This window comes from Thermogutta terrifontis (assembly GCF_002277955.1).
GTDB lineage: Bacteria > Planctomycetota > Planctomycetia > Pirellulales > Thermoguttaceae > Thermogutta > Thermogutta terrifontis.
Map to the genome: position 1 here is coordinate 3,152,030 of NZ_CP018477.1, position 14,783 is coordinate 3,166,812.

Below are 14,783 nucleotides of genomic sequence, written 5' to 3' on the forward strand. Positions count from 1 at the left end.
CGCCGGAAGACTTGCGGAAACCAAGTACTTTTCAAGGGGACTCGGCACTATGGACACCATTCTCGTCACAGGAGGGGCCGGATTTATCGGCAGCAATTTCGTCCGGTACTGGCTGCGGGAAGAACCGGGACGATTGGTCAACCTGGACAAGCTCACTTACGCCGGCAATCTCGATTCGCTGGCGGATGTGCTGGATGATCCCCGCCACGTGTTTGTGCAGGGGGACATCTGCGATGGGCCCATGGTACGGCAACTTCTGGAGGAATTTCGACCATGGGCGATTGTGAATTTTGCGGCCGAGTCTCACGTGGATCGTTCCATCGACGGACCCGCGGAATTTGTTCAGACCAACGTGGTGGGCACGTTCCGCCTGTTGGAAGCCGCCCGGGATTACTGGAGTGGCCTGTCCGCCGACGAAAAGGAGCGATTTCGTTTCCTCCATGTCTCCACCGACGAGGTTTATGGATCGCTCGGCCCCACGGGATACTTCACCGAGGAAACGCCGTACGCACCCAATTCGCCCTACTCCGCATCGAAAGCGGCAGCCGATCATTTCGCCCGGGCTTATCACCATACCTATGGGTTGCCGGTCCTGGTGACCAATTGCTCTAACAACTATGGACCCTATCAATTTCCGGAAAAACTCATTCCCCTGATGATTCTCAATGCCGTGGAAGGTAAACCGCTGCCCGTTTATGGAGATGGACAAAACATTCGTGATTGGCTGTACGTGGAAGATCACTGCCGGGCGTTGCGGCTGGTATTGAAAAAAGCCAAGCCCGGCAGCGAGTACAACATCGGGGGCAACTGCGAGCGGACCAACCTCCAGGTCGTTCACGCGATTTGCGAGATCGTGGACCGTCTTCGCCCGGATTTACCCCATCGGCCCTGCTCTCAATTGATCACGTTCGTGCAGGATCGCCCCGGTCATGACCGCCGTTATGCCATCGATGCTAGCAAAATTCGCCGCGAATTGGGTTGGGAACCCCAGGAAACTTTCGAAACAGGGCTCGAACGCACCGTCCGCTGGTATCTTGAGAATACCACCTGGGTGGAGCGGGTGACTTCCGGGAAATATCGGCGGGAGCGCCTCGGGCTGGGGCGGCTCAAAAGCGAGCAGAGCGTCTCTCGGGACTAGGCCGCGGCTTTGAGGAGGGCTTCTCATGACCATCTACTGCAAAAAAGGGATCGTTTTGGCAGGTGGCGCGGGCACGCGATTGCATCCCCTGACACGGGCGGTAAGCAAACAACTCCTGCCGATTTACGATAAACCGATGGTGTATTACCCGCTTTCCACCCTCATGCTCGCGGGGATCCGCGATATCTTGCTTATTTCCACCCCCGAGGATACCCCCCTGTTTGAGCGCTTGCTGGGCGATGGCTCGGACCTGGGAATTTCCATTCGCTACGCCGTGCAGCCCAGGCCCGAAGGATTGGCGCAGGCATTCATCATCGGACGTGACTTCATCGGGCCCGACCACGTGGCCATGGTACTGGGCGACAACATCTTTTACGGACAGGGATTCCAGGCGATGCTTATGCGGGCGGCTTCCCGCCCGGAAGGTGCCACAGTCTTTGCCTATCTTGTCAAAGACCCGCAGCGCTACGGGGTGGTGGAGCTAGACGAGCAGGGCCGACCTGTTCGAATCGTAGAGAAGCCCAAAGATCCCCGGTCGAACTACGCGGTCACCGGTTTGTACTTTTATGACAATGACGTTGTGGAAATTGCGGCCCACCTTAAGCCCAGCGCCCGCGGGGAGTTGGAGATCACCGACGTCAACCAAATCTATCTGGAGCGCGGACGCCTCCACGTGGAGATTCTCGGTCGCGGTTTTGCCTGGCTCGACACCGGAACGCACGAATCGCTCCTGGAGGCGTCCAACTTCGTGGAGACCATCGAGCATCGTCAAGGCCTGAAAATCGCTTGCCTTGAAGAAGTGGCCTACCGCAAGGGGTTCATCGACGCCACCCAACTCGAACGGCTCGCTCGTCGCTACAATAACAGTTACGGGCAGTATCTGCTCGATCTGTTGAAATACCCTGGACTGAAATGACGCGGCGCCAGATGGAGGCGTGATCGGCCAGTTCGGGCAGATGTCGCCCGCGCCCTGGTCAGAGCCGAGCGGCACAACGTCAGTGCCAAGTTGGTAGATTGCAGGCCACAGCGAAGGGCTTCCTGTTGTTCCGGAAGAGATCATGGCGAAGGGCAATAAACCAAGCGACTCAGAACACAACAACGAACGCGTCGTGACCCAAAATCGGCGCGCCAAGCGGGACTACGAAATCCTCGATACTCTCGAGTGTGGTATCGCCCTTTTGGGCAGCGAGGTGAAAAGTCTGCGCAACGGGAAAGTTTCCATCGAGGAAGCCTTTGCACGGGTCAAAGACGGTGAAGTGTGGCTTTACAACTGTGACATTCCGGAATACCCGCAGGCCAATCGTTTTAACCACGACCCCAAGCGTCCGCGAAAGCTCCTCCTTCATCGACGAGAAATCAAACGATTTGCCGGACAGGCGTCGCAAAAAGGGTTCACGCTCATCCCGTTGAAGATTTATTTCAAGCGGGGACTGGCGAAGGTCCTGCTCGGATTGTGCCGAGGGCGCAAGGAGCACGACAAACGAGAAATCATTAAGAAGGAAGAATCACAGCGGGAAATCCGCCGAATCATGCAGCGGTATCAGAACCGTTGACCCTGGGCGGGTTCTCCACGCATTAACTGCTCATCTTTGACGCACTTTGCGAATCACCAAGAGCTTCGGCCGTTGAGCAGCAGTTCCCGCTGAAATATTGCTTGCGGCCACTGCATTTGTCGCGTTGAAGTCCCGCCTTCACGGAGACCACTCCGGCCAGGGTTCTCTCAGGACTTCAGGCGCCGTCGCCCCCTGCAACCGGAGGATCTCGCTCCGCGCGTTCGCGACCGCATCAGAGCTGCAAAGAGCCGACACGCTAACCGTGAAACTCCGCGCTTCAGCAGGCTGAAGGGTGATGACGCGGCCTTTAGCCTTTTCGAAGGAGCGGCGGTTGGGAAAATTGACGGCGGGCTCCAAACCCGTCACGTATCCATCACAGGTGGGCTGCTCGTTCTTCCACAACGTGAAATAGGGCAACTCCTGAACATTGAATCCCACGCGAACACCCCGAGTGCCCGTCTCGTTGTGCAAAACTGCCTGCGTAAAACCTTTGCCATCGCCGAGTGGCTGGATGAAATAGACCGTTTCGGGCTTGCCGGGTGTTTCCGCACCGTAGCTGTCCCAGCGATCGATCTCCGGGGCCGCCACGGCATCGCGGGGGGCCATTCGCTTGATCGGCAGGATGACGCGCGATCCCGGCTCAAGGAGCGGCCGACCAAAGTTGATGTGGTAGAGAAGCTCCATCTCGCCAGGCACGGCGGCCAGATTGGTGACTGTGTCGGTAACGGAAAACTCGCAGGAATTGGGCAGGGTACTGATGATTGTGGAAAGTTTAAGTTTGTTGAAGAAGAGGCGGCTTTCCAAGACTTCTCCGCAGATTGAAAGCTCCCCGGTTTCGTCATCCGCCACGATTTCTACCCGGGAAGCCGGCAGATTCGCAATCTTGCCGTGAAGCGGATAGCGCAAAATGCCACGCTCGTCAAATTCTGGGGCTCCGTTGCTCTCCAAACCGCAGCGCACGAAGAGTTCGTCGAAGCCATCCAGCCAGCCCAGGCCGCTTGGTTCCCAGAGATTGACCCAGCGGGGATGGACCGGGCCGCGGATCGGTGCCTTCCAGCCCAGCTCCAGATCGCCGCACCATGCTCGCCAAATCCCCATTCCGCGAGTGGGGAGCACCACCAAGCGCAGACGCCCGTTGTTGAGTTCGATGACCTCCACACCTTCAGAACGGCCACCGTGCAACGTCCGCTTGCTGATCGTGACCCCTTCCGGAATGGCAGGGGCGATATCGTGCGTGAGTGTCAACTGTTCCACCCAAATACCGCGGCTCACATCGGTGATGACCCATTTTTGTTTCGCCATGGCCGATCCGTCTCCGTGTTGTGGTTTTGATCATTAACTGATCACCAGGGATTTGGGCTGGAAGTCTGCGCGGATTTTGTAACCCACAACTCCTGGATCCCTCTCCTAAAGCACCATCACTGTGGCGTTAGTTTACCTGCTGAAAAGTGCCGAGGAAAGCATGGTCTTAGCCATCTGCAGAAGGCTACCAGATGCCACGGGCACAATGTGGTGTAGGGGTAATTCATGAATTGCCCCTACCATTCTAACCGGCAACTGAACCGAAAAGTTGAAATCCGCTCGATCAAGGAGCATGATCGCAAGGTTGCAATGCAGACGTGACGAGCCCGTCCCTCCGAAAAATGCTTCGGAGGGGCACGCTTGTCGTGCCCGCGGAAGGGCAATGCATGATCCAACGCTGCAAGGCTGTCGTGACGAGATCGTCGCTCCGAAAGGGAACCTGACCATCAGTTCCCCCTGGGTTGAATTTCGCTTCCACGCGAACCCCTGTGAACGTCGTCGGGGCCGGAAGAAAAATGGGGATGAGTCGGAAACGTGGCGGTTGAAGTTCCGACTTCCTCAAACGCAGTCCCAAGTGGGGCCGGAGAGCGCGATTTGGCCTGACACGTGTAACCCTGTTTGCTTGGCCAGGATCGCACGATCGCCGGAGGGCTATCCCGGCCCTTTTTTGTTGTGCTGGGCAGAGGCCGCAAAAGTCGGTATCCTTAGAAAGACGTCCAACGCCCGTTCGAGGCAGTTCGTATCGCGTCGAGGAGAACTGGAGAAGGTACTTGGTAACGGAGAGCAGGGTCCATGCCGCTTGTTGTTGTGGGTTCCGTTGCTTTGGACAGTGTCGAAACGCCCGAAGCCAAACGAGAGAACGTTCTCGGAGGATCAGCGGTCTATTTCTCACTGGCCGCACGCTTTTTCACGCGTGTCCGCCTGGTTGGGGTGGTGGGGGAAGACTGGCCTGCCGAGCACACGAAGCTCCTCGAAGATTCCGGGGTCGATGTGAGCGGTCTGAGCGTGGTGCCGGGGGCAAAGACCTTTCGCTGGCGCGGACGCTATCTCCCTAATATGAATGATCGCGAGACGCTTGAGGTCCAGCTCAATGTGATGGAGCAGTTTGACCCTGTGCTGCCCGAGGAACATCGGCGGTGTCGCTTCCTTTTTCTGGCCAACGGATCGACCCGGATGCAGCTCCGCGTCCTCGAGCAATGCGTGGGGCCCAACCTCACCGTTGCCGACACCATGGATCACTGGATCCGCACGGAGCCCCAGGAGTTGCGGACGCTGCTCCAGCGAATCGACGGATTGGTGCTCAACGATTTCGAAGCCACGCTGCTGGCAGAAGAGCAGAACCTCATCCGTGCCGGTCGAAAAATCCTGGAGATGGGCCCCAACTTTGTCGTCATCAAAAAGGGCGAACATGGGGCCATGTTCTTCAGTCGCCACGAAATGTACGTGTTGCCCGCCTACCCCACGGCCGATGTGATCGATCCCACCGGAGCCGGTGACAGTTTCGCCGGTGGGATGATGGGCTATCTGGCGGAGCAAACTGAATTTTCGCCAGAGGATCTCAAAACGGCCATGGCCTACGGAATCGTGGTGGCCAGCTTTACTGTGGAAGACTTCAGCGTGTATCGGCTTCTCAAGATCCGACGCCAGGACATCGATGCTCGACTCGACGCCTACCGGAAGATGCTGACGTTCTGAACGCCATCGGATGGGGATACGTGCTCTGCTGTCGCAGGGAAGAACTTTAAGTTTTTCCATTGAAAAGACTTGCGATTCGGACCGACAAATCGGAAAACCTGCTTGCAGGTGAGCAGTGCCAGATATAATTGAAAGATTGCGAAAGAGCCATGTCGGCCAGGATGGTGGCCGGCCGGGAGGTCGTTGGCCTTCCGGGCACCGAGAAGAACGGGACTAAGCCATTGACGCGAGGGGTTAATCAAGGAGTCACGCCTGATGTCCGCCCTAGATGTTCGGCAACAGGAAACACAGGAACGCCAGCCGACCAACGGACAATTGCCGGAAGGTGCTATTCCTCAACTGGCCAAGGACATCGATCCCGAAGAAACCCAGGAATGGCTGGACGCGCTGGAGTATGTGATTCGCAAGCACGGGGGCGAACGGGCGGTGTATCTGCTGGAACGCCTGAAAGAAAAAGCCTTCCGCAGCGGCGTGCCGTGGGTCTCTGCCGCCACGACGCCTTACATCAACACGATTCCTCCTGAACAGGAGCCCGAATACCCAGGCGACCGCGCAATCGAGCGGCGAATTAAGAGCATTATCCGCTGGAATGCCATGGCGATGGTCGTGCGGGCAAACCGGGTTAGCTCGGGAATCGGTGGTCACATCTCCACCTTCGCTTCGGCCGCTACGCTGTACGAAGTGGGGTTTAATCACTTTTTCCGCGGCAAGCAGGGGAATCATCCGCCAGATTTTGTGTACTTTCAGGGGCACGCCAGTCCGGGAATTTACGCGCGGGCATTTCTGGAAGGCCGAATCACTGAAAAACAACTGGAAAACTTTCGTCGCGAGCTGGCCGAGGGCGGCGGATTGAGCTCTTATCCTCATCCCTGGTTGATGCCCAATTTCTGGGAATTTCCGACCGTTTCCATGGGACTGGGGCCGATCATGGCGATTTACCAGGCGCGATTCAACCAGTACCTGGCTGACCGGGGGATCCTGCCCGAAGCCCGGGAATCGAAAGTCTGGTGCTTCTTGGGCGACGGCGAATGTGACGAACCGGAAACGTTGGGGGCGATCACCCTGGCGGGCCGGGAACGCCTGGACAACCTCATTTTCGTGGTGAATTGCAATCTGCAACGTCTGGATGGCCCTGTTCGTGGGAACGGTAAAATCATCCAGGAGTTGGAAGGGGCCTTCCGCGGCGCCGGTTGGAACGTGATCAAGGTGATTTGGGGGTCCGATTGGGATCCGCTGCTGGCCAAGGACAAGGACGGGTTGCTTGTCCGTCGCATGAATGAGGTGGTGGATGGCCAGTATCAGAAGTACACGGTCATGCCGGGGAGTTACATCCGCAAGCACTTCTTCGGCGTGGATCCCCGGCTGGAGGCCTTGGTGGCCGATCTGACCGACGAGCAAATTCGCCGCCTCAAACGCGGCGGACACGATCCGGTCAAAGTTTATGCGGCATATAAAGCCGCCGTCGAGCACAAAGGTTCCCCCACGGTCATTCTGGCCAAGACGATCAAGGGTTATGGGCTGGGAGAGGCTGGGGAAGGGCGAAACATCACCCATCAGCAGAAGAAACTGAACGAGGAAGAGCTCCGTCGGTTTCGGGAGCGATTCGACATCCCCATTCCGGATGATAAAGTGGCGGAGGCGCCTTTCTATCGTCCTCCCGAGGACAGCCCTGAGATTCAGTATCTCAAGGCCCGCCGCAAGGCCCTCGGCGGACCCGTGCCGAGTCGTCGTCAGCCGAAAGTCAAGTTGAAGCCACCCAAGTGGGAGGACTTTGCTGAGTTCTTTGCCGGAAGCGAAGGCCGCGAAGTTTCCACCACCATGGCATTTGTGCGGTTGCTTGCCCGTCTGATGCGGGACAAAAACATCGGTCGGTACATCGTTCCTATTGTCCCCGATGAAAGTCGCACCTTCGGAATGGAAGCGCTGTTCCGGCAGTTCGGCATTTACTCCCACGTGGGTCAGCTCTATGAACCTGTGGACTCCGACACGGTGCTGTACTACCGCGAGGCGGTGGATGGGCAAATTCTGGAAGAAGGTATCACGGAAGCCGGGTCGATGGCGTCGTTCATCGCCGCCGGGACGGCACATTCCACACACGGAATCAACATGATTCCGTTTTTCATCTTCTACTCCATGTTCGGGTTCCAGCGAATCGGGGATCTCATTTGGGCCGCCGGCGATATGCGATGCCGGGGCTTTCTGATGGGAGGCACTTCCGGCCGGACGACGCTCGCCGGAGAAGGCCTCCAGCACCAGGATGGCAACAGCCATCTGTATGCCCTGGCTTACCCCACCTGCCAGGCTTACGACCCCTGTTACGCGTACGAAATGGCGGTCATCGTGCTCGATGGCATTCGCCGAATGTACTACGAGGAAGAAGACATCTTCTATTACATCACGCTCATGAACGAAAACTACGAGATGCCGATCCTGCCCATGGGTTCCACGGAAGGAATCTGCAAGGGCATGTACCGGCTCTCCGTGCGTGATTTGGGCCCCGACCGTCCCAGCGTGGACCTCATGGCCAGCGGGGCCATACTGCGAGAGGCCCTTCGGGCACAGGAAATTCTGGATCAAAAATTCGCCGTTTCCAGCCGGGTCTTCAGCGTGACAAGTTGGAAACGTCTCCTGGAAGATGCCCGGGAGGTCGATCGCTACAACCGGCTCCACCCCGAATCCGCCCCTCGGGTCCCCTATGTGCAGCAGGTGCTGGAGGGCTCCCAGGGAACGGTCGTCGCGGCTTCAGACTACGTATCGGCCGTGCCGCTCACTCTTGCCCGATGGATTCCCGGCGATTACGTCGCGCTGGGGACGGACGGCTTTGGTCGGAGCGAAGCCCGCCGAGAACTCCGCCGTTTCTTCGAGGTCGATGCCGAAAATATCGCGCTGGCCGCACTCACGTCCCTGGCGGAACGGGGACTTTATCCGAAAGACCGCCTCGCGTCAGCCATCAGAGAACTGGGGCTGGACCCGGAAAAGCCCGTGCCCTGGAAAGTTTGAGTATTCGCTCAGGTGCTCCAACGGGCACGTGATAAGGCACCTCAAGCCACGCTCGTGTCGCGGGCGTGAGCATTGTTGTGTTCCACGATGCGCTCGAATCGACCGAAGATCATGCGGCCGGCGCTCGTCTGAAGCACGCTGGTCACATTGAGAACCACGGTTTTCCCGACGTATTCCCGACCGTCTTCCACCACCACCATCGTCCCGTCGTCGAGATAGCCGACGCCCTGGTGTTCCTCTTCTCCCGGCTTGACCAGGCGGACCTGGATCTGCTCGCCGGGGAGGAATCGCGGCTTGAGGGCGTTGGCCAGGTCGTTGATATTGATCACCCGAACGCCGTGGACCCGAGCTACCTTGTTGAGGTTGTAGTCGTTCGTGACCAGTCGCCCTTCCAGATGTTTGGCCAGAGTGACCAGCTTGACATCCACGGATTGTCCGGCAAACTCGGGGAGGTCCCGGTCCCAGATGGTGAGTTCCACGTCGGGATTATTGCGGAGACGGTGGAGAATATCGAGCCCCCGTCGCCCCCTTGCCCGCTTGGAGCGATCGGCGCTATCGGCGACGGCCTGCAGTTCATTAATGACGAATCGGGGAATCACCAGTCGGCTGTCGAAGAGATTGGTTTCCACCAGATCGGCAATGCGGCCGTCGATAATGACGCTGGTGTCCAGGATGTACGGTCGGCGTCCCTTGACCTCCTTGGTGAACTCGACGTAGGGGATGATGAATCGGAAATCGTCTTTGGTCTGAAATAGGAAGCTGATGCACACATAACAGAGGACCGCTGCCAGGATCAGCTGCACTACGTTCCGCACCCGCTCCTCGGTTTGGAGGCTTTCGAAGACGGGGGTCAGTGCCAGCCCCGCCACGTAACTGAGGAAAAGCCCCACGATCAAACCGAAGTAAACGGAGCTGATAATCTCCAGCGGTTTGCGCGGGATCAGAATGTCCAGCAGGATAACCGCCCCGCCAATGGCCATGATCCCCAGCACAATCAACCAGGCTGTCCACTGAAGGTCCTGGGGATACAGACCGGCCTTCACAACGATCACCGCCACACCCGCCAGAACAATAAGGAAGGTGAGGCGCAAAAAAGTGAGAACCATGCTGGTGCCCTCTCTGTTACCGAATGTGCAACCTTGAAGCCATACAGAAGGATAGGTTACAGACCCATGAGGATGCCGACGACATATCCCCCGTCCAGGGTAACGCTTTTTTTTTGAGTTCGCCGGCCTCCCCGGGCGTTCGCCCTCGGCTGCCGCCTCCCTGGGCTCGAATGTTCCTTCGTCGATTCTAGCCGAAACGAGAGCCATCATAAAGCCTTTTCGCATCCGGGAAAGCCGGTGGCTCTGGTTTCATCATGGCCAACTCGCTGGATCGCGAAGGTCAGTGAATTTGGGAATGGTTTGGAAAGTTTATTTCCCGCAAGGGGAAATAGCCGTTTGTCGCGGGGAACCCTCCCGCCGTGCCCGGGGAAACCTCGTGGCTCATCCATCCCTGACGACATTGCTATGACGAGTAGCGCCGTCATAGGGCCGAAGGATCGCGCCCGTCCCGCCCGTTCCCAGCCGCAGCACCAACCCGTTAACAGGACCTTCGTTGCCCAAGCAAGGTTCATCATCGGTTAACTGTATTTCGGTTTCAGTTTGCTTAAATTTTGCAACTGGTTCGGGCTGAGAAATTGTCGATCCCAGCCCTTGCTTGGCGGCCGAAGCTGAGTAGAATGAGGCGGCAAATCCAACAGGCAATTATGGATCTATTTCGAGGTCTTTAAGGCTTCCAACCTTCACTAGCCACATCCAAGCATTCAGCACAAGACAATACTCTCCCAACCAGACGAATAAACTCCGGCTTACGCCCGGTTACCAAGAATCCCGCCCTTGCGTTCCGACGATGATTGCCTCGCGGCGCAGAACAGATCTCAGGCACAGCAGGCAAACAGACAGCGGTTTCCTCGCTGTCTTTCACGAGGGAAGTGTTTCAACCCAAGTGTCCACTCGCCATTTCTCGCCGATGGTCTTGGGTGAGAGTTGTGCGAAATCCAGCATTGCGGCGTTTATTTACGAGAAATGTGCCCGATGCCCGTGTCCCGACATTCAAGGATAGGCGGAGGGTTTGAGTTGACAGTTGAGCAGGTCTTATTTGGGGGAGCGAAACGATGGCTCACACCAATTGCCGCGGTAACACATTCTTCCAGGGCAATCGTCGGGAATTTCTCACCGTGGGGGCCCTCGGTTTCCTGGGTCTGACGCTCGGTGACCTCTTGCGTCTGGAGGCTGCCAAAGCACAGGAGGGGAGTGCTTCAGCAGATCCAACGTTCGGCAAAGCCAAGGGGTTGATCCACATCTTTCTTCCTGGCGGAATGGCTCAGCAGGAGTCTTTTGACCCCAAGCCCTATGCCCCCCTGGAATACCGTGGCTCCTTTGGGACTGTGAAAACCAACACGGGAGAATTGTTCTCGGAAAACTTCCCAAAACTCGCCCAGGTGGCTGATAAGTTCACGGTCATCCGCTCCATGAGCCACGGCGAAGCGGCGCATGAGCGCGGCACGCACAACATGTTCACGGGGTATCGACCCAGTCCCGCCGTGACATATCCCAGTCTTGGCAGTATTGTCAGCCATGAGCTGGGGCCACGGGAATCGCTGCCTCCCTATGTGTGCATTCCCAATGAACCTAACCCCTATGCCGGGCCGGGTTATCTCAGTTCGGCGTATGGTCCGTTTTCACTGGGGGCCGATCCGGCGGGAAGAGGTTTTCGGGTTCGCGACCTGAGTCTTCCCCCAGGAGTGGACGAGCAGCGATTTGCACGGCGTCGTACCCTCTTGGAAGCGGTCAACGCCCACTTTGCCTCGCTGGAAAAGGCGGACGCCATTCAGGCGATGGACTCATTTTACTACCGGGCATATGAAATGCTCAGTTCTGCGAAGGCCCGGGAGGCGTTTAATCTGGATGCGGAGTCCCCCCAAATCCGCGAACGGTACGGTTATACCCAGGCTGGGCAGCGGTTTCTGCTGGCACGGCGCTTGATCGCCGCCGGTGTCCGCGTTGTCACAGTCACCTACGGCGGATGGGATTTCCACGAGCAGATCGTGCCGGGCACGAAGCGGCTCGCTCCCGCTCTCGATCAGGCCCTGGCGGCTTTGTTCTCGGACCTTGACGCCTCAGGGCTTCTGGATGAAACCATCGTGATGGTTTCCACAGAATTTGGACGAACTCCCAAAGTCAATGGAACGGCAGGGCGCGATCACTGGCCCAAGGTCTTCAGCATTCTCCTTGCCGGAGGCGGCGTGACCCGCGGCCAGATTTTTGGTAGCTCGGATGCCACGGCGTCCGAACCGGCCAGCGAGCCCATCGGGCCGGAGGACCTTTTTGCCACGATTTACCATCTGCTGGGGGTGGACTACGAGAAGCGCTTGATCGGCCCGGGCAATCGGCCGCTCAACATCGTCCGCGATGGCCGGGTTCGCCGGGGCCTGATTGCCTGATGACCCTGCCCTCCAACGCTCGCGTTGCTGTCTACGAGTTGGGATTACCTCGCCATGAAGCGGAACAATCGCTCATTTGCCTGGGAAAAAACTCTTGCGGGGTCTCGCCCGATCCCGAACGTCCCCCGACGGAGACACGGGAGTTGTCTTGTTAGGAGTAAGAATGGCCCGGGGCCGATCGTGCGTCTGTTCGGGTTTGCCTGGCTGGGAGTTGTGCTGAGCGTGATTTTCTCCGGAGTTGCGTGGGCGGCCGACCCGGTGATCACGCGTGTGAGTCCAATCAGCGCCCAGCAGGGGACGGAGATTGAGTTGACGATTACAGGCTCCCGTCTGGCTGATGCGGCGGAGCTTCTCTTCACGGGTCCTGGCTTGTCGGTGCGGGAAATCACGACAAAGGCGGGCGACCGCCTGGTGGCGAAGGTGGCCGTTGCTCCCGATTGCCCGGTTGGAGAGCACGGCCTCCGCGTGCGTACAGCCACCGGAATTTCAAACCTCATCACTTTCCACGTGGGACTGCTTCCGGAAATCGATGAGCAAGAGCCCAACAACGATTTCCACAATCCCCAGGTTATCCCCCTGAATACAACCGTCCGAGGAGTTGTTGAGAACGAGGATGTGGATTACTTTGCCGTAGAACTCAAGGCCGGGCAGCGACTATCGGTGGAAGTTGAGGGAATGCGACTGGGAAAATCCTTCTTTGATCCCGCGGTGGCCATCCTGGATTCTAAGCGTTTTGTGCTGGCTACTGCGGATGATACGGCTTTCGGTGGTCAGGACGCCGTTTGTGCGGCCGTCGCGCCGGCGGATGGTCGGTACATCGTGCAGGTTCGGGAAAGTGCCTTTGGCGGATCCGGAGATTCTTTCTACCGGCTCCACGTGGGCACGTTTCCACGACCTCTGGCGGCATTTCCACTGGGCGGTGCGGCTGGTCAAACTCTAAAAGTGCGCTGGGTCGGTGACCCGCTCGGTCCTTGGGAGGAGGATCTGACGCTTCCCACCCAGCCTGCAGACCGGTGGCCGATATTGGCCCACCGGGATGGTCAGGCAGCCCCAACACCCAACTGGATGAGGGTGAGTGCGAGCGGTCCCGAAACCGCGGAAGTTGAGCCCAACGACGTTCCGGCACAGGCCACGCCAGCGACTGCGCCAGGGGCGTGCAACGGCGTGCTGGAACGGCCGGATGATCGGGACTTCTTTCGTTTCTCGGCCAAAAAAGGCCAGGCTTATGAGATCCGCCTCCTCGCCCGGCAGTTGCGGACCCCTGTGGACAGCGTCTTGACCGTACATGCGGCGGACGGTCGGCAGCTGGCGGCCAATGATGATGCAGGTAGTCCGGACAGCATCATCCGGTGGACGGCTCCCGACGATGGTGAGTATCTGGTTGGGGTCCGTGATCACCTTAAAGCCGGCGGACCCGAGTATGTTTATCGCCTCGAGGTCACACCCGTTCAACCGAAGTTGCGGCTGAGTCTGCCCGAGCGGCAACAATTCCGTGACATCGTGGCAGCGGTCCCGCGAGGGAATCGCTACGCTTTCCTGGTCTCGGTCGCGCGCGAGGATTTTGACGGCCCAGTGGACCTGCGCTTTGAAGACCTGCCTCCAGGGATCAGTGTGGAAACATTTCCCATTCCGCCAGGTCAGTCAGTCGTGCCCGTCATCCTCACTGCCGCGGCCGAAGCCCCGCTGGAAGGACGGTGGGTCAGTGTCAGAGGTGTTTCCAAGATCGGTGAGCAGGAGATTGTGGGAGAACTGCTGCAGCGGACTTCTCTTGTTCGCGGCCAGAACAATCGCGAGTACTGGAACTTTTATTCACACCGCCTGGCAACGGCGGTGACCGAAGCCGTGCCGTTCCGGGTGACGATTCAACAGCCCAAGGTACCGCTCGTTCAGGGGGGAACGATGGAACTCGTCATCAAAGCGGAACGGGATGCGGGATTCGACGGACCGATCACCGTGGCGATGCTGAACTTATCGCCGGGTGTGTCCGCGCCCACCTCGGTGACGATTGCGCAGGGAGCCCAGGAGGTCCGGATGCCGCTCACCGCCAATGGGCAGGCAGCCCTGGGGACCTGGAAAATCGTAGCCCTTGCGTCCGCCGATCTTGGCGGGACGGTTGAGGTGGCCACGCCTCCCGCCGATCTGACGGTCGCCGCGCCATTTGTGGCGATGACCTTCCCGCAGGTTTCCCTGGATCAGGGACAGTCAGGAAACTGGCAGGCGCAGGTCGAGGTTCGCACCAAGTTTAACGGGAACGCTCAGGTGGAGCTGCTCGGACTTCCTTCCGGCATAAGCTCGGAGCCGCAGACGATCACAGCCGACACCCAGCAGTGCACGTTCCCCCTGCGAACAGAACCTACTGCCCCGGTGGGACTTCACAAATCGCTCGTGGTGAAGGTGACGATCATCCAGGACGGCGAGCCCATCGTCCACCTGTTGTCGGCCGGGGAACTGCGGATCCAGAAACCGCGGCCAGCCCAGGTGGCGCAGGCCGCTCCACCTCCCCCGCCTCCCCAACCGACGGAAAGACCGCTCAGCCGACTGGAGCAACTCCGGCAGCAGCGTCAGAATCAAACGGCCACGCCGTAAACCTTCCTATTTCAGGAGGGCC

At 58.5% G+C, this 14,783-nt stretch carries 9 protein-coding genes; 7 read left to right on the forward strand and 2 right to left on the reverse strand.

What is annotated here, in order from left to right; genetic code table 11:
- Positions 1-49: 49 nt before the first annotated feature.
- The 3 genes from rfbB (at position 50) to smpB (ending at position 2,691) form a co-directional block, all read left to right on the forward strand.
- Positions 50-1,138, forward strand: coding sequence for a dTDP-glucose 4,6-dehydratase (gene rfbB, locus THTE_RS11755; protein ID WP_095415621.1), 1,089 nt, complete (start codon positions 50-52; stop codon positions 1,136-1,138).
- A 25-nt stretch (positions 1,139-1,163) separates the two neighbouring features.
- The gene (gene rfbA / locus THTE_RS11760) at positions 1,164-2,054 is read left to right on the forward strand and encodes a glucose-1-phosphate thymidylyltransferase RfbA (RefSeq protein ID WP_095415622.1); all 891 of its coding nucleotides are present in this window, start codon (positions 1,164-1,166) and stop codon (positions 2,052-2,054) included.
- 142 nt (positions 2,055-2,196) lie between these two features.
- Positions 2,197-2,691, forward strand: a complete 495-nt coding sequence (smpB, locus tag THTE_RS11765) for an SsrA-binding protein SmpB (RefSeq protein ID WP_095415623.1) — start codon at positions 2,197-2,199, stop codon at positions 2,689-2,691.
- Positions 2,692-2,829: 138 nt separating this feature from the next.
- On the opposite strand, the gene THTE_RS11770 is transcribed toward smpB, so the two are convergent.
- Positions 2,830-3,993, reverse strand: a complete 1,164-nt coding sequence (locus THTE_RS11770; protein WP_095415624.1) for an aldose 1-epimerase family protein — start codon at positions 3,991-3,993, stop codon at positions 2,830-2,832.
- A gap of 792 nt (positions 3,994-4,785) precedes the next feature.
- On the opposite strand from THTE_RS11770, the gene THTE_RS11775 reads away from it, so the two are divergent.
- The gene (locus THTE_RS11775; RefSeq protein WP_095415625.1) at positions 4,786-5,688 is read left to right on the forward strand and encodes a PfkB family carbohydrate kinase; all 903 of its coding nucleotides are present in this window, start codon (positions 4,786-4,788) and stop codon (positions 5,686-5,688) included.
- A gap of 255 nt (positions 5,689-5,943) precedes the next feature.
- Complete coding sequence (gene aceE, locus THTE_RS11780; protein ID WP_095415626.1) at positions 5,944-8,688, forward strand: pyruvate dehydrogenase (acetyl-transferring), homodimeric type; 2,745 nt, start codon at positions 5,944-5,946, stop codon at positions 8,686-8,688.
- A gap of 41 nt (positions 8,689-8,729) precedes the next feature.
- Here aceE and THTE_RS11785 read toward each other — a convergent pair whose 3' ends face one another.
- Entirely contained in the window at positions 8,730-9,794 is a 1,065-nt protein-coding gene (locus THTE_RS11785) for a PIN/TRAM domain-containing protein (RefSeq protein WP_095415627.1), read from the reverse strand.
- A 1,052-nt stretch (positions 9,795-10,846) separates the two neighbouring features.
- On the opposite strand from THTE_RS11785, the gene THTE_RS11790 reads away from it, so the two are divergent.
- On the forward strand, positions 10,847-12,175 hold the full coding sequence (locus THTE_RS11790; RefSeq protein WP_095415628.1) for a DUF1501 domain-containing protein: 1,329 nt from the start codon (positions 10,847-10,849) through the stop codon (positions 12,173-12,175).
- A gap of 180 nt (positions 12,176-12,355) precedes the next feature.
- Positions 12,356-14,761 (forward strand): PPC domain-containing protein, encoded by a 2,406-nt coding sequence (locus tag THTE_RS11795; RefSeq protein ID WP_168175847.1) that lies wholly within the window; start codon positions 12,356-12,358, stop codon positions 14,759-14,761.
- Positions 14,762-14,783: the final 22 nt, after the last annotated feature.